General features: G+C 66.9%; 17 protein-coding genes. 6 read left to right on the forward strand and 11 right to left on the reverse strand.

Translation table 11 applies throughout. From position 1 onward, the window contains the following. Positions 1 to 32: 32 nt before the first annotated feature. Entirely contained in the window at positions 33 to 2,156 is a 2,124-nt protein-coding gene (locus ACZK2R_RS17060) for a methyl-accepting chemotaxis protein (RefSeq protein ID WP_180838657.1), read from the reverse strand. A 234-nt stretch (positions 2,157 to 2,390) separates the two neighbouring features. Here ACZK2R_RS17060 and ACZK2R_RS17065 point away from each other — a divergent pair, with 234 nt between their 5' ends. Continuing rightward, positions 2,391 to 3,353, forward strand: a complete 963-nt coding sequence (locus tag ACZK2R_RS17065) for a L,D-transpeptidase family protein (RefSeq protein ID WP_180838658.1) — start codon at positions 2,391 to 2,393, stop codon at positions 3,351 to 3,353. A gap of 4 nt (positions 3,354 to 3,357) precedes the next feature. Then, the gene (locus tag ACZK2R_RS17070; RefSeq protein ID WP_180838659.1) at positions 3,358 to 4,038 is read left to right on the forward strand and encodes a M23 family metallopeptidase; all 681 of its coding nucleotides are present in this window, start codon (positions 3,358 to 3,360) and stop codon (positions 4,036 to 4,038) included. On the opposite strand, the gene ACZK2R_RS17075 is transcribed toward ACZK2R_RS17070, so the two are convergent. The 5 genes from ACZK2R_RS17075 to hflK all read right to left on the reverse strand — a co-directional run bounded on the left by ACZK2R_RS17075 (position 3,968) and on the right by hflK (position 8,649). Further along, the gene (locus ACZK2R_RS17075) at positions 3,968 to 4,630 is read right to left on the reverse strand and encodes a hypothetical protein (protein ID WP_180838660.1); all 663 of its coding nucleotides are present in this window, start codon (positions 4,628 to 4,630) and stop codon (positions 3,968 to 3,970) included. The genes ACZK2R_RS17070 and ACZK2R_RS17075 overlap by 71 nt on opposite strands. A gap of 117 nt (positions 4,631 to 4,747) precedes the next feature. After that, positions 4,748 to 6,040, reverse strand: coding sequence for an adenylosuccinate synthase (locus ACZK2R_RS17080; RefSeq protein ID WP_014038120.1), 1,293 nt, complete (start codon positions 6,038 to 6,040; stop codon positions 4,748 to 4,750). 362 nt (positions 6,041 to 6,402) lie between these two features. Further along, on the reverse strand, positions 6,403 to 6,588 hold the full coding sequence (locus tag ACZK2R_RS17085) for a DUF2065 domain-containing protein (protein WP_005410640.1): 186 nt from the start codon (positions 6,586 to 6,588) through the stop codon (positions 6,403 to 6,405). A gap of 67 nt (positions 6,589 to 6,655) precedes the next feature. Then, a complete protein-coding gene (gene hflC, locus ACZK2R_RS17090) occupies positions 6,656 to 7,519 on the reverse strand; it encodes a protease modulator HflC (RefSeq protein ID WP_010482785.1) in 864 nt (287 codons plus the stop codon). Then, complete coding sequence (gene hflK / locus ACZK2R_RS17095) at positions 7,516 to 8,649, reverse strand: FtsH protease activity modulator HflK (protein ID WP_049401370.1); 1,134 nt, start codon at positions 8,647 to 8,649, stop codon at positions 7,516 to 7,518. The genes hflC and hflK overlap by 4 nt, the downstream gene beginning before the upstream one ends. Positions 8,650 to 8,802: 153 nt before the next feature. Between hflK and ACZK2R_RS17100 the strand changes: the two genes are divergently transcribed. Beyond that, complete coding sequence (locus ACZK2R_RS17100; protein WP_125895320.1) at positions 8,803 to 9,798, forward strand: YhdH/YhfP family quinone oxidoreductase; 996 nt, start codon at positions 8,803 to 8,805, stop codon at positions 9,796 to 9,798. Between the two features lie 88 nt (positions 9,799 to 9,886). Continuing rightward, positions 9,887 to 10,258 (forward strand): twitching motility response regulator PilH, encoded by a 372-nt coding sequence (pilH, locus tag ACZK2R_RS17105; RefSeq protein ID WP_005410644.1) that lies wholly within the window; start codon positions 9,887 to 9,889, stop codon positions 10,256 to 10,258. Between the two features lie 98 nt (positions 10,259 to 10,356). Here pilH and ACZK2R_RS17110 read toward each other — a convergent pair whose 3' ends face one another. Beyond that, positions 10,357 to 11,319: an IS110 family transposase gene (locus tag ACZK2R_RS17110; RefSeq protein WP_107314971.1), complete on the reverse strand. Its 963-nt coding sequence runs from the start codon at positions 11,317 to 11,319 to the stop codon at positions 10,357 to 10,359. A gap of 306 nt (positions 11,320 to 11,625) precedes the next feature. Beyond that, a complete protein-coding gene (locus ACZK2R_RS17115) occupies positions 11,626 to 12,519 on the reverse strand; it encodes a DnaJ C-terminal domain-containing protein (RefSeq protein ID WP_180838652.1) in 894 nt (297 codons plus the stop codon). A 261-nt stretch (positions 12,520 to 12,780) separates the two neighbouring features. On the opposite strand from ACZK2R_RS17115, the gene ACZK2R_RS17120 reads away from it, so the two are divergent. Next, positions 12,781 to 13,263 carry a peroxiredoxin gene (locus ACZK2R_RS17120; protein ID WP_032127816.1) on the forward strand — a complete coding sequence of 161 codons (483 nt, stop codon included), beginning with the start codon at positions 12,781 to 12,783 and terminating at the stop codon, positions 13,261 to 13,263. A gap of 29 nt (positions 13,264 to 13,292) precedes the next feature. Next, entirely contained in the window at positions 13,293 to 13,868 is a 576-nt protein-coding gene (locus ACZK2R_RS17125) for a ferritin-like domain-containing protein (RefSeq protein WP_049421227.1), read from the forward strand. 129 nt (positions 13,869 to 13,997) lie between these two features. Here ACZK2R_RS17125 and pbpC read toward each other — a convergent pair whose 3' ends face one another. The 3 genes from pbpC to ACZK2R_RS17140 form a co-directional block, all read right to left on the reverse strand. Beyond that, the gene (pbpC, locus tag ACZK2R_RS17130; RefSeq protein WP_180838651.1) at positions 13,998 to 16,379 is read right to left on the reverse strand and encodes a penicillin-binding protein 1C; all 2,382 of its coding nucleotides are present in this window, start codon (positions 16,377 to 16,379) and stop codon (positions 13,998 to 14,000) included. Between the two features lie 64 nt (positions 16,380 to 16,443). Next, positions 16,444 to 21,351: an alpha-2-macroglobulin family protein gene (locus tag ACZK2R_RS17135; RefSeq protein WP_180838650.1), complete on the reverse strand. Its 4,908-nt coding sequence runs from the start codon at positions 21,349 to 21,351 to the stop codon at positions 16,444 to 16,446. 227 nt (positions 21,352 to 21,578) lie between these two features. Further along, entirely contained in the window at positions 21,579 to 23,039 is a 1,461-nt protein-coding gene (locus ACZK2R_RS17140) for a bifunctional 2-methylcitrate dehydratase/aconitate hydratase (protein WP_180838649.1), read from the reverse strand. Positions 23,040 to 23,111 lie beyond the last annotated feature (72 nt).

The following is a 23,111-nucleotide window of genomic DNA, read 5'->3' on the forward strand; positions in this document are numbered from 1 at the left end:
GACCGGCACCACAACGCTTACCGCGCAGCAGCTCAGGCTGCGCGACGCGGCACAACCGAAGCTGTGTCGCCTTCCACCTTGAACACCGACACCGACGTGGTCAGTGCATGCGCCTGTTCTTCCAGCGCGCGGCTCGCCGCGGTGGCTTCTTCCACCAGCGCAGCGTTCTGCTGGGTCACCTGGTCCATCTGCACCACCACCTGGTTGACCTGCTCGATACCGGCGGCCTGTTCCTTGCTTGCCGCTGCGATGTCGCTCATCAGCTGGGTGGTGCGCGAACTTGCCTGGGCTACGCGGGCGATCGCGGCTTCCGATTCAACGGTCACTGCCAGGCCGCTCTTCACCTTGGCAGCGGCATCTTCGATCAGTTCCTTGATCTCCTTGGCGGCGACACCGGCACGCTGCGCGAGCGTCCGCACTTCACTGGCGACCACGGCGAATCCACGCCCCTGCTCACCTGCACGCGCCGCTTCCACCGCAGCATTCAGCGCCAGGATGTTGGTCTGGAACGCGATGCCATCGATCACCGTCGAAATTTCCGAGATGCGTGCCGAGGACTGGTCGATCTCACCCATGACCGAGGCCATCTGTGCCATCGCCTGCTCGGTCTCGCGCACGGCGGCACCGGCCGCATGCGCTTCACTGTCGGCCTGACGCGCCAGCTCGGCGTTCTGGCGCACGGTGGAGGTCAGTTCCTCCATCGATGCGGCCGCTTCTTCCAGATTGGCTGCCTGCTGCTCGGTACGGCGCGACAGGTCGTTGTTGCCGGCGGCCAGTTCCTGCGCCGCGTTGTTGATGCTGTCGGCAGCCACCTGGATGCCACGCACGATGCCGGTCAGCTGTGCGGTGGTGGTGTTGGCATCGTCGCGCATGCGTGCGAACACGCCGTCGTACTCGCCGTCCATGCGTGCGGTCAGGTCGCCGTGCGAGATCGCGCGCAGCACGTCGGAGACATCGGCGATGCTGGCCTGTGAACTGGCCATCATGCCGTTGAGATGTTCGACCATCGCCTTGAACTGGTACTGGAACGCAGCGGCATCACCACGCATGCTGAAATCACCGGCGCGTGCGGCGCGGGCCAATTCATCGATCTGCGCGTTGATCGCCATCAGGCTCTGCTTCACTGCCGCCAGGGTGCGGGTCAGCGTGCCCTTCTCGCCCGGGTAGTCGGGCAGGTCGCGGCTGAGGTCGCCGATGGCGTAGCGCTGCATCACTTCGGCCATCAGCAGCTCCACCTGCACGTGCGATTCGACCAGGCTGTTGGTGGCCTGCACCATGCGGCCGAAGTCACCGGGGAACGCCGTGGCGTCCATGCGATAGCGGATCGCGCCCGCCTCATGCTGCTCAGCCATCTGCAGCTGTGCGCCGATCGCCGCCTGCACGCTCTGCCGCACGCTGGCCATCGCCTCGCCCAGCTGAGTCAGTTCGTCACGGCCGCCAAGGCGGAACTCCTGGTCCAATTGTCCCTTGGACAGGCGCTCGGCCAGGTTCACCGCGCGGGCCAGCGGACCGGTCAGGCTGCGGCCGATCATCACCGAGGCACCAATGCCCACCAGCAGCGCGACGCCGCCCAGCACCAGCAGCTGCAGCAGGCTGCGCTCACCCAGGCGGATCGCCTCGGCGGCGGCATCACGGCTTTCCTTCTCTTCGAAGTCTACGCCATCGGACAGCGCCTTGTTCCAGCCGTTTGCCGCTTCCTGCACCGGGCCCAGGGTCAGCGCTACGGCGCCCGGGTAGTCGCCATGCTCCATCAGTTCGCTGGTCTGCTTGTTGAGTGGACGCGCAATGGCACGCTTGGCGGCGATGGTTTCCGCGATGGCCTTGCCGTCGGCGTCGCTGGGCAGCGCCTGGTAGGCGGTCCAGCTGGCCTCGTAGCGCTTGACCAGGTCGGCAATGCGCTTCTCGTCGCTGCCACGGTCTTCGCCCTGGCGAATCAGCATTTCGCGGCGCACGACCATCATCTGGTTGTTGGCATCGAGCATCTGCGACAGCAGACGCACCTTGGCCACGCTGACGTCGACCACCTGCTGCATCGCGCGCTTCTGCACGACACTGGCGGTGGCGCCGGTGGCCACCACGGCGGCAACCAGCAGCAGCAACAGGCCAAAGCCCAGCCCAAGACGCCAGGCAACCCTGACGTTCCTCAAGTAGTTCATGGGGGTATCCAAAACGGGGGGATGCGCCCTTATCGGCGGCCCGGCAGGCAATCTTGATCGCCGTCCGTCGACGGCGTCGGCCACCGTTCACCTTGGTGAGCCCCCTGCGCAGCAGCACCTGCGCGCTGGACACGGCTGCAATACCTATGGCTGCTCATGCGGCATCAGATCCCTTTCACGGTGGCTCGGCGGCTGCTGCGGGCAAGGTGGTGGCGTGACCTGCTGGAGATCCCAATGCCCTTGCCCGTGTCCCGATCCACCCTGCTCGCTCTCTCGCTGCTGGCGTCGCCAGCCTTCGCGCAGGCGCCGCCGCCCCACTTGCCCGCACCCATTGCCGAAACGGCCGGACCGGACACCGCACCCCACTCCGCGCTGCACGCCCAGGTGCTGCTGGATCGCGCGAACTTCTCCCCTGGCCAGATCGATGGCGAAGTGGGCAGCAACCAGCGGCGCGCGGTGTCGGGTTTCCAGGCAGCGCACGGGCTGGACGTAACGGGTGAACTGGACGACGCCACCTGGAAGGCCCTGCAGGCCGATACCGTTGGGCCGCTGGCCAGCTACACGCTGACTGCTGAGGATGTCGCCGGTCCGTTCCAGGCCACTCCGAAAGGGCCCGCCGCCCAGGCCAAGCTCACATCGCTGGGCTACGGCAGTGTGGAAGAAGCCCTCGGCGAGCGCTTCCATGCCTCCCCTGAGCTGATGAAGGCGCTCAATCCCGACGTGGACCTGACCAAGGCTGGCAGCCGCATCCAGGTACCCAACATCGCACTGGCCGCATTGCCGAAGGCGGCGAAGATCGTGGTCGACAAATCCGATTCCACTCTGCAGCTGCTTGATGCAGTGGGCAAGCTGATCGCACAGGTCCCCGTGTCTTCGGGCAGCCAGCACGATCCGCTGCCGATCGGCGAATGGAAGATCCTCGGCGTGTACCGCGACCCGCCGTTCCACTACAACCCGAAGCTGTTCTGGGATGCCCGCAAGGGCGAGAAGAAAGCCACCCTGCCACCGGGCCCGAACAATCCGGTCGGGCGCGTCTGGATCGACCTGTCCAAACCGCATTACGGCCTGCACGGCACGCCTGAACCCGGCCACGTGGGCAAGACCGAATCGCATGGCTGCGTACGCATGACCAACTGGGATGCGCTGCGTGTGGCCGATGCAGTGGACACTTCGGTCCCCGTGGTGATGCAGGAGTGAGCCGATGCGCCTTCCGCAGCTGATCGTACTGGGCGTTCTGCTGGGACTGAGTGCAGGTTGGTGGCTGCGCCGCGACGCGAGTGAGCCGGTAGCCGCCTCGCTGCCGGCAGCGCCATCGACGATGGCCGCCGCGCCGGTGACGGAACCAGCAGCGCCGCGCGCAACAGCCCCACCCGCCGCCACCGCGCCGTCAGCCGCGCAGGCTCCGGATGCACCGTCCGGTCTGCTGCTGCCGGTGCAGGGTATCCAGGCGTCCCAGCTGCGCGATACGTTCACCGATGCACGCAGCGAGGGTCGCGTGCACGATGCCATCGACATCATGGCTGATACCGGTACGCCGGTGCTGGCGGTGGCCGATGGAACGGTGGAAAAACTGTTCGACAGCGAGCGCGGCGGCTTGACGATCTACCAGTTCGAACCCAGCGGACGCTGGTGCTACTACTACGCGCATCTGCAGCGCTATGCCGATGGCCTGGCGGAAAAACAGGTGATCAAACGCGGGGATGTGATCGGTTACGTCGGCAGCACAGGCAATGCCAGTGCCGACGCGCCGCACCTGCATTTCGAAGTACACATGCTCGGACCGGAAAAACAGTGGTGGAAGGGAGAGTCGATCAACCCCTATCCCCTGCTGAAGTCGGCGGCACTGACGCCCGGCGCTGCCAGCGCCTCAACACCAGAGTAAAGACAGCCAACGCAGCCCCTGGAATCAGCAGGAACAGCGCCGCCATCTTCCAGAAGAAGAACGGCCACAGCCAGATGTAATCCAGGTCGGTCAGCTTCAGCAGGTCCAGCGGTGGCTGCAGCTCGATGTCTGCCGCGTGCCCGGCCAGCGCCGGGTCCACCTCCAGCACGGTGACCCGTAGCCATGAGCGGCCGCGTGGCAATGCGTCGCCGCGGCCATAGCCAAAGTAGAACGCCGTAAGGCCGCTGGACTCAACCGAAGCCAGCGCGCGATTGATGCCCTGCCCGGCCACTCCCGAACGCTCCCCTGCGCGGAAGTCTCTCTGATCGGTCGGAGTTTCGATGTGCAGCAGCACCTCGGGGTCAGCCTCTGTACCGTCCGCGGCATAGCGCAGGCGCAACCGCAGTTGGTCATCGATAAGGCGGTAGACGGTGATCTGGGCGGTTGCGCCAGGACTCAGCACCAGCGGCACCGTCTGCGTGCGCGACGCCAGGGCATTGGCGGCCGCACCCAGCAGCAGTACCAGGCAGGCGATGCCCCACAGGCTCCACAGCACCCACAGGGTGATCCGCACCACCGTTACGCCCTTCACGCTGACATCCGGGTCATCACGTCACCTCCCTGCTGGCCGTGCCGACACAGTAACGAAAAAGCCCCGCTTTCGCGGGGCTCTTCCTGTCACCTACGCCGGGCAGCGCCCGGCGCTACCTCAGGCGAACGGATCCTGCAGGACCATGGTGTGGTCGCGGTCCGGGCCGGTGGAGACAATGCTGATCGGGCAACCGGCCAGCTCTTCCAGCGAACGCAGGTAGGCACGTGCGGCCGGCGGCAGGTCGTCCCAGTTGGTGATGCCGTGGGTGTTCTCACTCCAACCCGGGAACTCCAGGTACACCGGGGTGCAGTCTTCCCAGCCCTGCGCGTCCAGCGGCGCGTACTCGGTGCGCTTGCCGTTGTATTCGTAGGCGATGCAGACCTTCAGCTTTTCCATGCCATCCAGCACGTCCAGCTTGGTGATGCACAGGCCGCTGATGCCGTTGATGGCCACGGCGCGCTTCAGCGCGACGATGTCCATCCAGCCGCAGCGACGCGGACGGCCGGTCGAGGCACCGTACTCGGCGCCGCGGTCACGGATGCCCTGGCCGACTTCGTCGTCCAGTTCGGTCGGGAACGGGCCGCCGCCGACGCGGGTGGCGTAGGCCTTGGCGATGCCCAGCACGTAGTCGATCGAATCGGCACCGACGCCGGAACCGGCCAGTGCACCACCGACGGTGGTGTTGGAGCTGGTGACGTACGGGTAGGTGCCGTGGTCGATGTCCAGCAGCGCACCCTGCGCGCCTTCGAACAGCACGCGCTTACCCTGCTTGCGCAGGTCGTGCAGGATGCCGGCCACGTCGGACTTCATCGGCTGCACGTATTCGCCGAAGGCCAGCGCTTCGTCGAAGGTCTTCTGGAAATCGACCGCATCGGTGTTCAGATACTTGGTCAGCACGAAGTTGTGGTAATCCAGCGCGGTGCGCAGCAGTTCTTCCAGCTGCTTCGGGTAATGCAGGTCGGCGATGCGGATGCCGCGACGCGCCACCTTGTCTTCGTAGGCCGGGCCGATGCCACGGCCGGTGGTGCCGATCGCCTTGCCGCCGGCAGCGCGCTCGCGCGCCTGGTCCAGGGCGATGTGGTACGGCATGATCAGCGGCGCGGCCGGGGAGATCTTCAGGCGCGAACGCACTTCCACGCCGGAGGCTTCCAGCTCGGCGATTTCCTTCTGCAGCGCGGCCGGCGAGATCACCACGCCGTTGCCGATCAGGCACAGCGCGTCGTCACGCAGGATGCCCGACGGGATCAGGTGCAGGACGGTCTTCTTACCGTTGATGACCAGGGTGTGGCCGGCGTTGTGACCGCCCTGGAAGCGCACCACGGCGCCGATTTCCTCAGTGAGCAGATCGACGATCTTGCCCTTGCCTTCATCGCCCCACTGGGCACCCAACACTACGACAGACTGACCCATGACGGGCTCCTCGATTTGTTGCGGCCATCGGGGCCGCGGACGGGTAAACCGTGGCGGGGCTGGCCAGCACCTGCAAGGCGGCTCCAAACGGGGAGCGGCCGGCGATGGAAGGCCCAGACACGGAAAAAGCCGAACGGGGAGGCCCGTCCGGCTTTTGTGCATTATCCGGGTTTCCGGGGTCGGGTGCCACCTTTCCGACGGGCGGCTTCACCGGCCGGTCAGCCGCCCCGCCCGGTCGTGCCGGCCGCTGGCCGGCAATGCCAACCAAGGTTGGCATCTACCAGAGCCGGGCCACGCATGTGAACGCAGGCGGCCGCTGGCCGGCAATCCCAGGATGCCGGCCAGCGGCCGGCACTACCCTGCTAGTGGCGGGCCCACCACAGCAGGCTCAGGCCGGCCAGCAGCACCAGCCCGCCGAAGCTGCGCAGGGCCGGGCTGGGCAGGTCCAGCAGGCGCTCGGCCATGCGCTTCCAGGCGAACGGGGCGACGAACAGGAACAGGCCTTCCAGCACCGCCACCAGGCAGACGGCGGCGAACAGATCTTTCATGGGGGACTCCGGAAAAAGCACGGGGCCCGGCATCTGGCCGGGCCCCGTGGGGTACTGCCCTGCGACCTCAGCGGTCGTTCTTCAGGTACTGCAGGAACGGGTCGTTCTTGTCGAGCACGATCACGCCGTTGCCGTCGGTCATGGAGCCACGGTAGGCCTCCAGGCTGCGGTAGAACGCATAGAACGACGGGTCGGCCGAGCCGGCCTTGCCGTAGATGCGCGCCGCATCGGCATCGCCTTCACCGCGCAGGCGCTGTGCATCACGCTCGGCTTCGGCGATCAGCACGGTGCTGTCACGGTCGGCCTGGGCGCGGATGGTCAACGACTGCTCCTCGCCCTCCGCACGCAGTTTGGCCGCTTCCTGCTTGCGCTGGGCGCGCATGCGCTCGTACACATCATTGATCACCTGGCTGTCGGTGGGCAGGTCCACCTGCTTGATGCGCAGGTCGATCATCTGCATGCCGAGGCCGGCCACCGCTTCGTTGATCCCCTTCAGCTGCTCGGCGATCAGCTCGCTGCGGTCGCCGGAGACCAGCTGCTGCAGGGTGCGCGAGTTGATCTGGTTGCGCAGCGAGTCGGTGATGATCGGTGCCAGGCGGGCATTGGCGATGCGCGGATCGCCACCGGTGGCACGGAAGTAGTCACCCACGTTGGAGATGTAGCCGATGGCGAAGAAGTCGACGCTGACGTCCTTCTGCTCGGCGGTGAAGTAACGCGCCGGGGCGGTGTCGAGCACCTGGAAGCGGCGGTCGAAGACCTTCACCGTTTCCACCACCGGCACCTTGAAGTGCAGGCCCGGCTTGATGTCCGAACGCACCACCTTGCCCAGGTTCAGCACCATGGCGGTCTGGTCCTCGCGGACCACGTACACCGAGCCAAGCAGGCCCAGCACCACCGCCACGATCACGGCGATCCAGATAGGACTCTTCATCGGCTGCCCTCCTCACGGCCGCTCGGTCGCCCGGTCGGGCGGCCCACCGGCCGGCCCGGATCACGGGAAGCTTCCGCCGCTGCACCCGGCAGCGACGGCATCACCACCTCCGGATTGGTCACTCCCGGCGGCGCCGAGGTGGTGGGACGGGTATCGCCGGTCATCGGCACGTAGATCAGCTGGCGGCCATCGCCACCGATCACCTTGCGGTTCTCGCTCAGCACCTGCTGCACGGTCTCCAGCCACAGGCGCTTGCGGGTCACTTCCGGGGCGTCCTTGTACTGGGCCTGCAACAGGCTGAAGCGCTGCGCGTCACCCTCGGCCTTGGAGACCACGGCCTGCTTGTAGCCTTCGGCGGTGGTACGGGCGCGCGAGGCCTGGCCTCGGGCTTCCGGCACGACCTTGGCGGCATAAGCCTGGGCTTCGTTGATCAGGCGTTCCTTGACCTGCTGGGCACCGTTGACCTCGTCGAAGGCCGGCTTCACTTCTTCCGGCGGACGGGCGTCCTGCAGGGTCAGGCCGGTCACCGTCAGGCCGGTCTTGAACGCCTTCAGCAGCGCCTGCAGGCGCTCCTCGGCGGCCACGGCCAGCGGGCCACGGTTGTTCAGTACCGCGTTGAGGTCGGCACGGCCGACTTCCTCGCGCACCGCGCTCTGCGCCGACTGCTCCAGCACCTGGTTGGCATCGACCGTTCCGAACAGGTATTGCTGCGGGTCGTCGATGCGGTACTGGACGTTCAGCGAGACGTTGACGATGTTCTCGTCGCGGGTCAGCACCGGCACCTGGATCGAGAAGGTCTTGATCTCGGTGGCATTGACCTTGGTGACCGATTCGATCGGCCACGGCAGCTTGAAGTTCGGGCCAGGCTGCAGGATGCGCGAGAACTGGCCGAAGCGCAGCACCACGCCACGCTGCTGTTCGCCGATCAGCTGGAAGCTGGAGAACAGCACCAGCAACACCACCGCTGCCACCACCCAACGCATGATGCCGCCGTCGAACAGGTCCTTCAGCGGCCCGGGCAGTCCGCCCCAGCCACCACCATTGCCACCGCCGCGCGACCCGAAGGGCCCGCGTCGATTGTCCTCGGGGCCTTGTCCGCCCTTGTTGCCGCCGGGTGTATTCCAGGCCATGCACGCTCCATCAAGATTTGGGCTGCGGCGCGGGCCCTTCCCGCACCACCAGCCGTGAAACCATCACCGATCATACAAGATGGGGCGGATCGGCAGGATCGAAAGGGGGGCAACGGGGTAAGGTGGCGTTTTCCTCGAAGTCAGGCAACGCCGATGGCCCCCACCACCCCGTTCACCGCATTCCGCATCGAAAACGACGCCGCCGGTTACCGCAGTGGCCTGGCCCAGCTCAATGTCGACGACCTCAACCCCGGCCAGGTACTGATCCGCGCCCACTGGTCTTCGGTCAACTACAAGGATGCCCTGGCCGGCACCGGCAAGGGCAGGATCCTGCGCCGTTTCCCGCTGGTCGGCGGAATCGATGTGGCCGGCACCGTGGTGGCATCCACCGACCCGGCCTGGCGTGAAGGCGATGCGGTGCTGGCCACCGGCTGCGGCCTCAGCGAAACCCGCGATGGCGGCTACAGCCAGTATGTGCGGCTGGAGTCGCGTGCGGTGATTGCCCAGCCGGCCGGGCTCAGCCCGCGCGAGGCGATGGTGCTGGGCACCGCCGGCTTCACGGCGGCGCTGGCGCTGCTGCGCATGCAGGACAACCGGCAGGTGCCGGAACTCGGCCCGTTGGCGGTCACCGGCGCCAGCGGCGGTGTCGGCGCGCTGGCGCTGTCGATCTTCAGTCGTGCCGGCTACACCGTGCACGCAGTCAGCGGCAAACCGGACCAGGCCGAGTTCCTGCATGGTATCGGCGCCACTGAAGTACTACCGCGCGAGGCACTGTCCGACACCGGCCCGCTGCAGTCGGCCCGCTTCGGCGGGGGCCTCGACAATGCCGGAGGCGACATGCTGGCCAGCCTGCTGGCGCAGACCGTGCCCTATGGCAGCGTGGTCAGTGCCGGCCTCGCGGCCAGCCCGAAACTGGACATGACGGTGATGCCGTTCATCCTGCGCGGCGTGTCACTGCTGGGCGTGTCCTCGGCCAATGCACCGCGCGGGCTGCGCGAAGAAGTGTGGTCGCGGCTGGGCAATGAGTGGAAGCCGCAACACCTGGACCGCATCTGTACCGCCGAAGTCGGCCTGGACGGCCTGCCGGCGGTGTTCGAGCGGATGCTGGCCGGCGGTTCGCTGGGCCGCACCGTGGTGCGGATCGACTGAACGTCGCAGGCAGGCGACGGACGGCAGACGCGCCCCTCCCGCCGGTAATGGGCCCGCACTACACTGCGGGCATTACATGGGGAACAACATGGCACGCATTCTGATCGTCGACGACTCACCGTCGCAGCTGTTGGGGATACAGCGCATCGTCGAGAAGCTCGGGCACCAGATCCTGACCGCCACCGATGGCGCCGCCGGGGTCGAAACCGCCAAGGCCGAGCTGCCCGACCTGGTCCTGATGGACGTGGTGATGCCCAACCTCAATGGCTTCCAGGCCACCCGCACCCTCGCCCGCGACGAGGCGACCCGGCATATCCCGGTGATCCTGGTGACCACCAAGGACCAGGACACCGACCGCATGTGGGGCATGCGCCAGGGCGCCAAGGCCTACATCACCAAGCCGTTCTCGGAAGACGAGCTGTCCGAGGTGCTGGAACGGGTGTTCGCCGGGCAGGGCTGAGCCCGTCCTGGCGGTGCCAACCCTGCTTGGCCCACCGCTCTGGTAGGTGCCAACCTTGGTTGGCACGCTTCTGTAGAGTCGAGATCCTATGTTCGCGGTCAAGCCTGCTGGAAGCAGGCTTGACCCACCTTCAGCATGGCCGGATCGAAGTCCCGGCCGCTTTTGAAGACACCCCAGGCGATCCTGGCCAGCTTTCTGGCCAGGATGTTGAAGACGGCGGTGCTGGGGTGACCGCGTTTTGACAGCTCGTCGTAGAGCGGTTGCCCCCGGCGACACCGCTTGAGCCCCATTGCGGCCATGTAGAGCATCTGGCGCAGCACTGGCGCGCCCTGTTTGGACAGCCGACGCCGTCCCGTTCTGCCGCCAGACTCGTTGGGCCGGGGATCCAGGCCCGTGCAGGCGATCCACGCGTTGGCGTTGGCCAACGGCCAGCGCGTCATGTAGTAAATCAGGTGAGCGGCGACGGCAGGGCCGATACCAGGGATGGTCAACAGGCGCTTGTAGAGCGCGCCATGCTCTCCATCGCGACCCAAGCGCTGCAGTTCGCTTTCCAGCTCGGACAGCGTCCCAGCCAGAGCGCAGAACAGATCTGACAGCTCCCCGGGGGCACTTTTGCTTACCCCGAAGGATTGCTCCAGGCGCGCGCGTGTCTTTACCAGCGTCTGCCGCTTGCGCAGCAAATCGTGCATCTGCTGCTGCTCGTCGGTACGCGGTACGTATTCACGCAGGCGATCGTTCTCCTTCTTCACGTACCGGGCGATCGCTTCGGCGTCCATGGCGTCCGTCTTGCCACGCGAGCCCGTCGCCCGGCCGTAGTGCTTGATCAGACGTGGATTGATCACATAGACAACGTGGCCTGCTTGGCCAGCCATCCGAGCCAACAACTCGTAGTACCGCCCCGTCGCCTCCATGCCAATCCGGCATCGCTGGGGCAAGGTGTTGAGCCACTGGGCTATGCCGGCCCGGGTGTTGGCGATCCTGTCGCCGGCCTTGCGGTCGGCCACTGCCGGTACGAACTCCTTGGAGTCCACGTCCACGCCAATATCGAGAGAATCAGACATTTGTACGGCTCCCAGCTATCTTTAAGGGGCTGGGGTGGTACCGCACCGACGTTAGCTTGCCTACATCGACGATCCCCTTTGGGGGCCGTACGATCCTTTATCGACGTTCGTGTGCGGGATGGGGATCGCTCGACTCGTCTGTCGGCTAGTATCCGCAGATGCATGCTTGACGGTCCCTCCACCCTGGCTCCTACATACCTCGTAGGAGCCGGGAGGAACATACAAGCCATGCTCGACTCATCAAGAGCAGTCGAGCATGGCTCGACTCTACATGTTAAAGCCGCCGGGCATGGCCCGGCGCTACCTTCAGATCGTTTCGCCGAAGGCCTTGGCCAGATTGCGGTAGGCCTTCTTCTGCGCCTCGTCGGTCGCGGCCGGGGCCACGATCTCGATTTCAACAATCTGGTCGCCATCCGGGCTGCCTGGCAGCCCACGGCCACGCAGGCGCAGCTTGCGGCCGGCATCGGAATCGGCCGGAATCTTCAATTCCACCGCTCCACCCAGGGTCGGCACGCTGATGCTGGTACCCAGCGCGGCCTGCCACGGGGTCACCGGCAGCGTATAGAGGATGTTGCGGCCATCGACCTCGAACTGTGGGTGGGCGGCATATTCCACTTCCAGCAGCAGGTTGCCGCCATGGTTGCCCTGCCCCGCCAGGCGGATCACCTGGCCCGGGCGGATGCCCTTGGGCACGCGTACATCCAGCTGCTTGCCGTTGACCGTGATGCGCAGGCTGTCGCCACTGTAGGCCGCTTCCAGCGGCACCGACAGCTTGGCGCGGGTATCACGGTTGGGCGCATGGCCCTGGCTGCTGAAACCCGGCCCCGGACCAGCGCCACCACCGCCACGCTGGCGCGCGAACAGGCTCTCGAAGAAGTCGCTGAAGCCGCCATTGGGGCCGCCACCGCCGAATACTTCCTCGAAATTGAAACCGCCAGCACCACCATAGTTCGGCGGCACGTTGAACTCCTCGCCCGGGCGATAGCCCTGCGCGCGCAGCTGGTCGTAGGCCGCGCGCTTTTCCGGATCGCGCAGCGCCTCGTAGGCCTCGTTGACCGCCTTGAACTTGTCTTCGGCCCCGGCCTCCTTGCTGACGTCCGGGTGGTACTTGCGTGCCAGCCGGCGGTAGGCGGTCTTGATCTCCGCCTCGCCCGCGCTCGGTTCCACCCCCAGGGTGGCGTAGTAATCCTTGAATTCCATCCAGCTACCTCGATCTGCTTCGGCCGCGCCGGTGGCGCCGCCCCAGGTTCATTCTACGCGCCGGCGATGCTACGCCGCCCCTCGTGCGGCCCCGGTGAGGCCGACTGATCCTGCGCAATGCGGCTGCCATCCCCATGCCCCACGCTGTGGCTGGAAGCCCCTGCCACAAAGCCTGAAGATGGGGCCTGCACACGGGTTTTCCAATGTCTTGACGCCCCTGTCCCATCCGGCCCACTAGCCTGCCCCAGCAAGGAGTTCCCCATGACCATCCATGTCGGCGACCGCATTCCGGAAGTGACCCTCAAGCGCATCCGCGAGGGCATCGAAACGCTCGATACGCATTCGCTGTTCGACGCACGCAAGGTGGTGCTGTTCGCCGTGCCCGGCGCGTTCACCCCGACCTGCTCGGCGCGCCACCTGCCCGGCTACGTCGAGAAATTCCAGGCGTTCCGCCAGCGCGGCATCGATGTCTACTGCATGGCGGTCAACGACCCGTTCGTGATGAAGGCCTGGGCCGCCGACCAGAGCGTGCCCGACGGCCTGCTGATGCTGTCCGACGGCAATGCCGAACTGACCCGTGCGCTCGGCCTGGAGCTCGACGCCAGCGCCTCGGGCATGGGCATCCGCTCACGCCGTTTCGCCCTGTACGTGGTGGATGGCGTGGTGCGTGCGGCCTGGATCGAGCAGCCCGGCCAGTTCGAAGTGTCTTCGGCCGAATACGTGCTGGAGCACCTGCCAACCTGATCTTCCACCGCAAGAGGAAACGGCCAGCCATGTCCACCAAGCCAGCCAAAGCCGCAAAGCCTGCCGCAAAGGTGCCCGGTATCAGTGACCGCAAGACCCTGCGCGAACGCGCGCGGCGCAACATCGAAGACGGTGCGATCACCGACAGCTACAGCGCCGACCGCAAGGTCGTGATCAAGCTGCTCAACGATGCGTTGGCCACCGAGTACGTATGCGTGCTGCGCTACTACCGGCACTACTTCATGGCCAAGGGCATGCTGGCCGACGCGGTGAAAGCCGAATTCCTCGAACATGCACAGCAGGAACAGGCGCACGCCGGCAAGCTGGCCGAGCGCATCGTCCAGCTCGGCGGTGAGCCGGACTTCAACCCCGATACACTGACCGCACGCTCGCACGCCGAGTACAAGGAAGGCAGCGACCTGCGCGACATGGTCCGCGAGAATCTGGTGGCCGAACGCATCGCCATCGACAGCTACCGCGAGATGATCAACTTCATCGGCGACCGCGATACCACCACCAAGCGCATCCTTGAAGAGATACTGGCGCAGGAAGAGGAGCACGCCGACGAGTTCGCCGACCTGCTGGATGGGTGGATCGGGGAATAGCGGCCCCGCATACGCCTTGGTAGATGCCCACCTTGGTGGGCGCATTTATCGCGTGCCAACCAAGGTTGGCACCTACCAGAGCACGGCGGTGTCGTTGGCGTTGGACCGCGCGCCGACCAAGGCCGGCATCTAGCGGAGAACGTTGAACCGCACCTGCGTCCACGCGCCATCGGCCGCCAGCGCGGTCAAAGTGTGTGCGCCCGGATCGGCGAACTCGCGCTGCATCAACTGCGCGCCACGGGTCTGCGCGATCCAACGGCCATCCAGCAGCCAGTCCACCGCCTGCTCGCTGCCCAGCGCGCGCAGCTGCAGGCGCACGCCATGTTCGGCATTGGGTGCACGCGCCAGCGTGGCGCCATCATTGAGGCCATCGATGTGCAGGGCCACGCTGGCCTCACGCCCGTCGTCGCGGCAATCCGGCGACAACGCCGGCAACTGCGAGGCAGCGCGCGTGGCCTTGGGCAGCCACGGTGACAACAACGCCGGCCAGCGCGCGATCTCGCGCGCTACTTCCTCATGTGGATTACGGCAATCGGCCGATACACGCAGTCCGGTCCGCGCGTCGGCCAGGTAACGCTGCCGCCCCGGCTGCCAGCGCCGCGCCTCGCGCTCGGGGAAGGTCGGTGGTGCCGCGCCGTCCAGCAGATAGGCCGACATCCGCCGCTGGCACAGTGCCGTCGGCAGGCCTTCGGCCCGTTCGCCGGTGGGCCAGCAGATATCTTCCTGGCTGACACTGGCCGGCATCGGTGCAGCAGCCGAATCGCCGCGCTGGCGCGGTAGGCTGTCCACCACTTCGAACATCAGCGGCAGCGCGGTCACCGCGCCGTACTGGCCCGGTAGCGGTGTGCCGTCCGGCCGGCCCACCCACACGCCCACGGTGTAGTGGCGCGTGCTGCCAATCGCCCACGCATCGCGATAGCCATAGCTGGTACCGGTCTTCCAGGCCACGCGCGGGCGGCCACCGATATCGAAGGTACCGACGCTGTAGCCCGGTCGCGGGTTCGATTCCAGCATCTCGCGCACGATCCAGCTGGCGCCCGGCGACGCCAGGCGCCGCTCGATCATCGGTTCGTCATCGGTGTAGCGCACGCGTCCGGCAATGCCGTTGCGGTTCAGCGCGGCGAACGCGCCGACCAGATCTTCCAGCCGCGCACCGGTGCCGCCCAGGATCAGCGAGAGGTTGGGCGTGCTGCCCGGCGGGAAGCGCAGCTGGATGCCGGAGTGCGACAGGCGCGCGGCGAAGCGCGCGGCCCCGACCCGCTGCAGCAGGTCCACCGAGGGCACATTGAGCGACAGCCGCAATGCGCTGGAAGCACCAATCGGCCCATTGAAGGCCATGTCGAAGTTGCCGGGGCGGTAGCTGCCGAAACTCTGTGGCGCATCCACCAGCAGGCTTTCCGAATGGATCAGGCCATCGTCCAGCGCCATCGCATACAGGAACGGCTTGAGCGTGGAGCCCGGCGACCGCCAGGCCTGCACCATGTCGACGTGGCCGAGCCGCTGGCGGTCACCAAAGGACAACGTACCGACGTAGGCACGCGCCTGCAGGGTCTGGTTGTCGACCACCAGCAAGGCTGCCGAGGTGCGCTCCGGCAGCGTCGAGAAATAGCTGGCCACACGTTCTTCCAGCGTGCGCTGCAGGCCGATGTCGATGCTGCTCTGGATACGCGCCTGGCCCGGATGCGCCGAGTGCAGGCGCTGCGCCAGCAGTGCGGCGTGCAGCGGAGGCCGCAGCGAGCGCGCCACCACGTTCTCGATGCGCGCATCCTGGACCTCCTCCGGCGTCCACGCGCCCAGTTCGGCCATGCGTGACAGCACCTTGTCCCGCGCCTTCTGCGCGGCTTCCGGGTGGCGGTCCGGGCGCAGCCGGCTTGGTGCCTGTGGCAGTACCGCCAGCAACGCGGCCTCTGCATGTGACAGCTGCGCCGCCGGCTTGCCAAGATAGGCCCAGCTGGCCGCTTCCACGCCCTCGATGGTGCCACCGTAGGGCGCGCGCTCCAGATACAGGGCCAGGATCTGCCGCTTGCTCAGGTGAACTTCCAGCTGCACCGCGCGCAGCATCTGCTTGAGCTTTCCCCAGGGTGTGCGCGTATGCGGGTCGAGGATGCGCGCGACCTGCATGGTCAGGGTCGAGCCGCCGGAAACGATGCGACCACCGCGCAGCAGCTGGCCGCTGGCACGCAGGATGGCCAGTGGGTTGATACCCGGATGGCGCCAGAACCAGCGGTCTTCGTAGGTCAGCAGCGCCTGCAGGTACAGCGGCGAGACGCTGTCGATCGATGCCGGATAGCGCCACACGCCCTCGGCATCGGCGAACGCACGCAGCGGCGTACCGTCGGCAGCCACCACCAGGGTGCTGGTATCGCGCTGCTTCGGCAGCGGCGGCGGGAAGGCGAAATCCAGCACCAGCAGCAGCGCCAGCGTGGCGGCCGTGCCCCAGCGCAGCCACGGCCACAGCGGCCGCAACCGGCGGCGCAGGGCCGCCAGCCGGATCGACATCGTCTTCTTCATTGCAGCGTGCCGGATTGGAGCTTGCCAGCGGGACGGGCCGCGCCGTCGCGGCCCGTCCGCGCGGTCACGGCTGTACCACCGTGATCGTGGTCGGGTTGCTACGGCCGACGCCACGCAGCTGCGGCCGGTACATGTCCTCCACCAGCGGCGGCGGCACCGAGTAGGTACCCGGGGTCACCGCACGCACCAGATAGAACACGTTGGCCTTGCTGCCACGCGAGAGCTTCAGCGCAGCCACATAGCGGTCGTCGCGGAACTCTTCGTGCTTGGTGTCGGCAGCTTCGCCGCGGTCGCTGATGGTGATGCCATCAACCACTACGTCGGCCCACTGCTTGGCATCGCCCAGGTTGAAGTTCTCGATCTCCAGACCCGCCGGCAGCAGGTCGGTCAGCAGGGCATCGGGCATCGTGGTGTCGGCGGTGACGGTGACGCGCACGATCAGCGCTTCGCCTTCCTTCAGCGGGCGCGGCGACCACGGCTTGCCATCGGTGCCGAAGTAGCTGCGCTCAATGCCCAGCACGCTGTTGTCCGGTGCCGGCGCACTGCGCGGGATACCGGCCACGTCGATGCTGGCGAACATCGGCGGCTGCCCCTGCGGGGTGAAGCGCACGCCGCTGGCCAGCTCGCTGGCGCTGAAATTGCGGCCGAACAGCTTGCGCTCGCCGATGGCTTCGGTGTTGCCACCGATCACCAGCTCACCGGCCACCAGCGCCTTCTGATTGGCGGCCAGTGCCTTGCCAAGGCGGGCGATGGCCACCTGTTCCTGCGTGCTCAGCCACATCCAGCCGGCATTGCGGCGCGCATCCAGGCCACGGCCCAGATCCACCGCACGCGCATCCCAGGCCGGCTTGGCCAGCTTGTTTTCGTGGGTCAGCGCGATCATCAGCGCGTCATCACGGATCGCGCTGCCGTAGTCGCCGAAGTACGACGGACGTTCGCTGCTGGACTTGGCGAAGGCCGCGGCCAGTGCCGCCTGGCCACGCTTGGCATCGCCCTGCAGCGACAGCGCCACGCCCAGATGGACCAGCGACAGGCCGCCGACCGCCTTGCTGCGCTCGTTGTCATACAGCGTGCGCAGCGTCCCCAGCGGAGCGCGGTTGACCCGGGCCAGCACGTAGCCCGAATAGGCCTGATTGGCGAACTTCAGCTTCTCGCGGTCGTCCTGGCCGTAGAACTGGTTGCCGCCGGACAGCAGGTCCTCGCTGAGCCGGTTCAGTGCCTTCTGCAGCACGTTGTCCGGCACCGCGAAGCCGGCCTCCTTGGCATCGAGCAGGAACTCGGTGATGTAAGGCGTCAGCCACGGGTTCACGTAGCCGTCGTCACCCCACATCGAGAAGTTGCCATTGGCCACCTGCATCGACGCCAGGCGACCGAACGCACCTTCCATGCGCTCGCGACGGGTCTTGGCATCCAGCCCGTCGGCACCGAGCATCGACGACGTCGCCTGGTCCAGGATCAACGCAGCGTAGCCCTTGCTGGTGGTCTGCTCGGCACAGCCATACGGGTAGTTCAACGCGCCCTGCAGCGCACTGGCGAACGGGATCGGCGGCAGCGGGCTGACCAGCAGGCGGGCATTCACCGACTCGGACATCAGGCCATCGGTCAGGCTGTTGTCGAGGCTGACCGCCGCCAGCGGATCAAGCGTACGTACCTGCGAACGCAGCACCTGCGGCCACGCCGCACGCACCGGCAGCTCGTAGCGGCGATCGGCCTTGAAGCCGTTGCCGTCCACACGTACGCGCACCTTGGCCACGCTGTGGCCCTCACGCGCCGACAGCGGGAAACTCAGCGTTGTCTTGGCATCAGCATTCAACTGCACGCTGCGGCTGCCCTCGCCCAGGTTCAGCGGGCCTTCGCTTTCCACCTTCACGTTGAACTGGCCCGGCTTGCCGGTGAAGTTCTGCACGTCCAGGGTCACGGTGCTGCGGTCGCCCGGGGCGAGCACGCGCGGCATGCTGGCTTCGGCCAGGATCGGCGCGCGCACCACGGTCTCCACGTCGCGCTTGCCGTACTGGTCATCGCTGTAGACCAGCGCCGACACCCGCAGGGTGCCGTTGAAGTCCGGCACCTTCAGGCGGATGCGGGCGATGCCCTTGGCATCGAGCTGCACCGGGCCGGAGAACAGGTCCACGGTCTGCACGCGCGCAGTCGGGCGCTTGGCCTGCGGCAATGCCTGCAGCGCCATGTCGCCACCGAACTTCAGCTTGCCGGCACCGCCGTCAAAGCTCTCGATCACCCGGCTGTAGATGTCATAGGCATCAATGCCGAGGCGACGCTGGGCGAAGAAGTGCGCACCGGCATCGGGTACCGGGAAGCGGGTGATGTTGAGGATGCCCACGTCCACCGCCGAGACGGTGACGTGCGCCATCTTGCCAGCCAGCTGCGGCGCGCTGACCGTCACCGGCAGGTCCTGCTCCGGTCGCATCTGCTTGGGCGCTGCCAGGCCGACGGCCACGGTGCGGCCCTTGCGGTCCATCGGCACATGCACCACGCCCACGGCACGGGCCGGAGTGATCTTGCTCGGCGCACTGCCGCCACGGAACACCAGCGCGGTGATGTAGACGTCGTGCCGCTCCCAATCGGCGGTGACCGGAATCTTGAAGGTCGAACCCGGCTTGGCGTCGATGTCCTGCACGTACAGCATGCGGTCGGTCTCGACCATCAGGATGCCCTTGCCGGCATGCGGCGGGGTCACCGTCACCTCCAGCGTGTCACCGGCCTTGTACCCGGTCTTGTCCAGGCCCAGCTTGACCTTGTCCGGGCGCGCGTCCAGGCCGCGGTTGTCATCGCCCCAGCTCCAGCCGGCACGGAACGGGTAGCGGCTGGTCAGGCCGGTGGACGGATCGAACACGTCCACCCGGTACTCGCCCCACTCCACCGGGAAATCGAAGGCGACCGCGCTGCTGCCGGCGTCGACGGTGCGCGTTTCCTTGTTCTCGAAGCGGCGGGTGAAATCGTAGTCCCAGCGGTTGTCGTTGAAGGTCCAGTGGTAGTCGCGCAGCTCGCGTACCAGGGTGATCTTCAGGCCCTTGGCCGGCTGCGGCGCACCGACGGCATCCACACGCATCAGTTCGAAGCGCGCATTGCCGTTGGAATCAGCACCATCCTCGGGGTTGAACAGCGGCCGCACGCCGACCAGCGCGTTGGCCGGCCACATCACCCGCTTCAGGGTACGGGTGACCGTGCGGCCACCGGTTTCATACAGGCTGCCGGACAGCACCACGGCGATCGGTGCCTTGGCCTTGGCGGCCTCTTCCGGCAATGCCACATCCTCACGCAGCTGGCCGTTGCCCGGCAGCGTGGAGTCGATCACGTCCTTGGCTTCGCGCGGCAGCTGCAGGGTCGGGTCACCGAAGAAGTAGCCCGGCAGGCCTTCGACTGGCTGCTGTTCGGCGGCCACCGCCATGCGCGCAGTGAAACGGTTGCCGTCGGCCGGCGCACCGTACAGGTAGGCACCATTGGCCTGCAGGCGCAGGTCCTCGCCCGGCTTCAGCGTCTTCTGCGCGCTGTCCAGGTCCAGCTTCATGCGCTCGGGCAGGAACTCCTCGATGCGCAGGGTCATGCCCTGGATCGCTTCCTTGCTGGCCGGATCGGTGCGGAACTCGACCTGCCAGCGCCCGGTCGGCGCCTCGGCGGGGATCACCTGCTCGAAGTTGATGTAGCCCTGCTCGCCCGGCTGCAGGCGGGTCTCGCGGAAGGTCTTGCCGTCGGGCTGCTTCAGGCGCAGGAACACCGGCTGTGCCTTGACCGGCTTGCCATCGTTGTCGCGCAGCAGGGCGGACAGGCGCACGGTCTCGCCCGGGCGGTACAGGTCACGGCCGGACCAGGCGTAAACGTCGAACCAGGCATTGTCACGACCGGCGACGGCAAATTCGCTCAGGTCCAGCGCCGGCTGGTTGAACGGCAGGAAGCTGGTGTCCTTGCCCGTGCTGGCGACCAGCACGTGGGTGGCATCCAGCGTGTAGTTCAGCAGCGCATTGCCGTTGCCGTCAGTGCTGCCCTTCAGCACCACCTCGCCCTTGGCGTCGAGCACGCGCAGGTCGATGCCCTTCAGCGGCGCACCGTCCTTGAGGCCGGCGGTGTGCACGAACAGCTTGTCCTTGTAGGCGCGGGTATGCAGGCCGATGTCGCTGACCGAGAAGAACGCGGTATCGAACTCGCCTTCATAGTCGCCGGTGCGCTTGAGCAGGGCAAAGTACAGGCCCGGTTCCTGCAGTTCCTTGATGTCCTGGGTCGGCAGGTAGGTCAGCACCCGCTCGTTCTTCTTGCCGCCGAGGATGAAGCGGTTGACGTAGACCGGCTCGGCCAGCTTGTTGATCGGGCTGCGCTCGTAGTCACTGCTCAGCTCCCAGCTGCCGCGGCGGCCACCGCGCTGGTACTGGCTGAAGAAAGTCGGCAGGTCCTTCTCGCGCACGCGCAGGAATTCAACATCAACCTCGGGCACGTTCACCGAGACCACCGGCAGGCCACGGCTGTCCTTGGCCGGCAGCACGCTGCCCTGTGAGGCGAAACCGACCACCGGCTTCAGCTCGCCGCTGAACACCTTCTGCTTCAGTTCCTTGCCCAGGCGGCTGCCATCGGCGGCCAGCAGGTCCGGCGAGACCACCAGGCTGAACTCCTTGCCAGCCTCGACGAACGGGTAACGCAGGGTCAGGCCGTCATCGGACAGCGTCCAGCTGCTGTCGTCGGTGCCGACCTTCTCTTCGAAGCGCACCAGCTTGTCGAAATCCTGGGTGCCGACCAGCGGGCGCGAGAACTCCAGCGCCAGCGACAGGCCGTCATTCTTCTGGTCCGGGTAAGCGCGCAGCAGGGTGAATTCCTTCACCTGCTCGGCCTTGGTGGTGATCGCTTCACCGCTGGCCTTGGGCAGCTGCCCGCTGTCGTTGCGGCAGCCGGCCAGGCCCAGCAACAGGCCTCCTGCCAGTACCGCCGCCGCCCATCCCCACCGCTTCCGCCGTGCCGGACCGCTCATGTCGTCACTCCTTGATCGAGGCGGCCATTATAGGCAGGCCGCGTCAAGGTGTTGACGCGAATTCGGCAATTGCCCGGGCGGGTAGTGCCGGCCGCTGGCCGGCGGAACCGGTAGTCGCCAACCTTGGTTGGCGTCGGCTGTGCCAACCAAGGTTGGCACCTACCAAAGCAGGTGCAGCTACGTGCCCGGCAAGCAGGCGCAGCGCCAGATCCGCCGAAGCGCGTTCCCTACACCGGCAGGTACAGGTCCACGTAATCGGTCACCGGCATCGCCGCCAGCGCCACCGGGTCCAGCGAGGCGGCCAGGATGCGCTGCTGCTGGGCGGTCGGGAAGCGATGGGCCAGGTGCCGGCGGAACTTGTCCATCAGCAGCGGAATGCCTTCCTCGCGGCGCCGGGCATGGCCGAGCGGGTACTCCACCAGCACCTCCGGCAGTCCGCTGCCATCGTTGAAGCGCACGCTGAGGCCGTTGGCGATGCTGCGCTTGTCCGGGTCCAGGTAGTCGGCGCTGAGCTGCGGATCCTCGTGGCAAGCCATCTTTGCGCGCAATGCGTCGATGCGCGGATCGGCGGCGACGTCGTCCTCATAGTCCTCGGCCACCAGCCGCCCATGCAGCAGCGCGATGGCGATCATGTACTGCACGCAGTGGTCGCGGTCGGCCGGGTTATGCAGTGGACCCCGCTTGTCGATGATGCGGATGCAGGCGTCCTGGGTCCGGATCGCGATGTGTTCGATGTCCTCGGCGCGCCGCCCGGCCACGCGCAATTGCTGGTGCAGCGTAATCGCTGCCTCCACTGCGGTCTGGCCGTGGAACTCGGCCGGGTAGCTGATCTTGAACAGCACGTTCTCCATCACATAGCTGCCCAGCGGTCTCTCCAGCGTCAATGCCTGGCCATGCATGGACACTGCCTCGAAGCCCCAGGTCGGTGCACTGAGCACGCTCGGATAGCCCATTTCACCCGTTGCCGCGATCAGCGCCAGGCGCACGCCACGGCTGGTGGCATCGCCGGCGGCCCAGCTCTTGCGCGAGCCGGTGTTGGGCGCGTGCCGGTAGGTCCGCAGCGCCTGGCCATCGACCCAGGCCAGCGACACTGCATTGAGCATGCGTTCGCGATCAAGCCCGAGCAGCTGCGCTACCACGGCGGTGGTCGCCACCTTGACCAGCACCACATGGTCCAGCCCGACCCGGTTGAACGAATTCTTCAGCGCCAACACGCCCTGGATCTCATGCGCCTTGATCATCGCCAGCAGCACGTCCTGCACGGTCGGCGGCGGGCGGCGCAGGGCCTGCGCATTGCGTCCCAGCCAATCGCAGACGGCGAGGATGCCGCCCAGATTGTCCGACGGGTGGCCCCATTCGGCGGCCAGCCATGTGTCGTTGAAATCCAGCCAGCGCACCATCGCGCCCAGGTTGAAGGCGGCCTGCACCGGGTCCAGCACGTAGTGCGTGCCCGGTACGCGCGCGCCGTTGACCACGCTGATGCCCGGCACCAGAGGACCGAGCAGCTTGCTGCAGGCCGGGAAGGACAGCGCTTCCAAACCGCAGCCCAGCGTGTCGAGCAGGCAGTGGTGCGCGGTCTGGAACGCCAGGGGTGAGTCGATGCGCGCGTCGCGCACGTAGTCGACGATGTCCACCAGCAGCGCATCCCACGCTGCACGCTCGTTGGATGGGGTGGGGTTGTCGGACATCGCCTGTTCTCCGGTAGCGCCGGGCCACGCCCGGCGGTTCATCGGCGGGCCCGCTGCGCTCGCCGGGCATGG

It is taken from the genome of Stenotrophomonas sp. 96582_Sma (assembly GCF_056480905.1).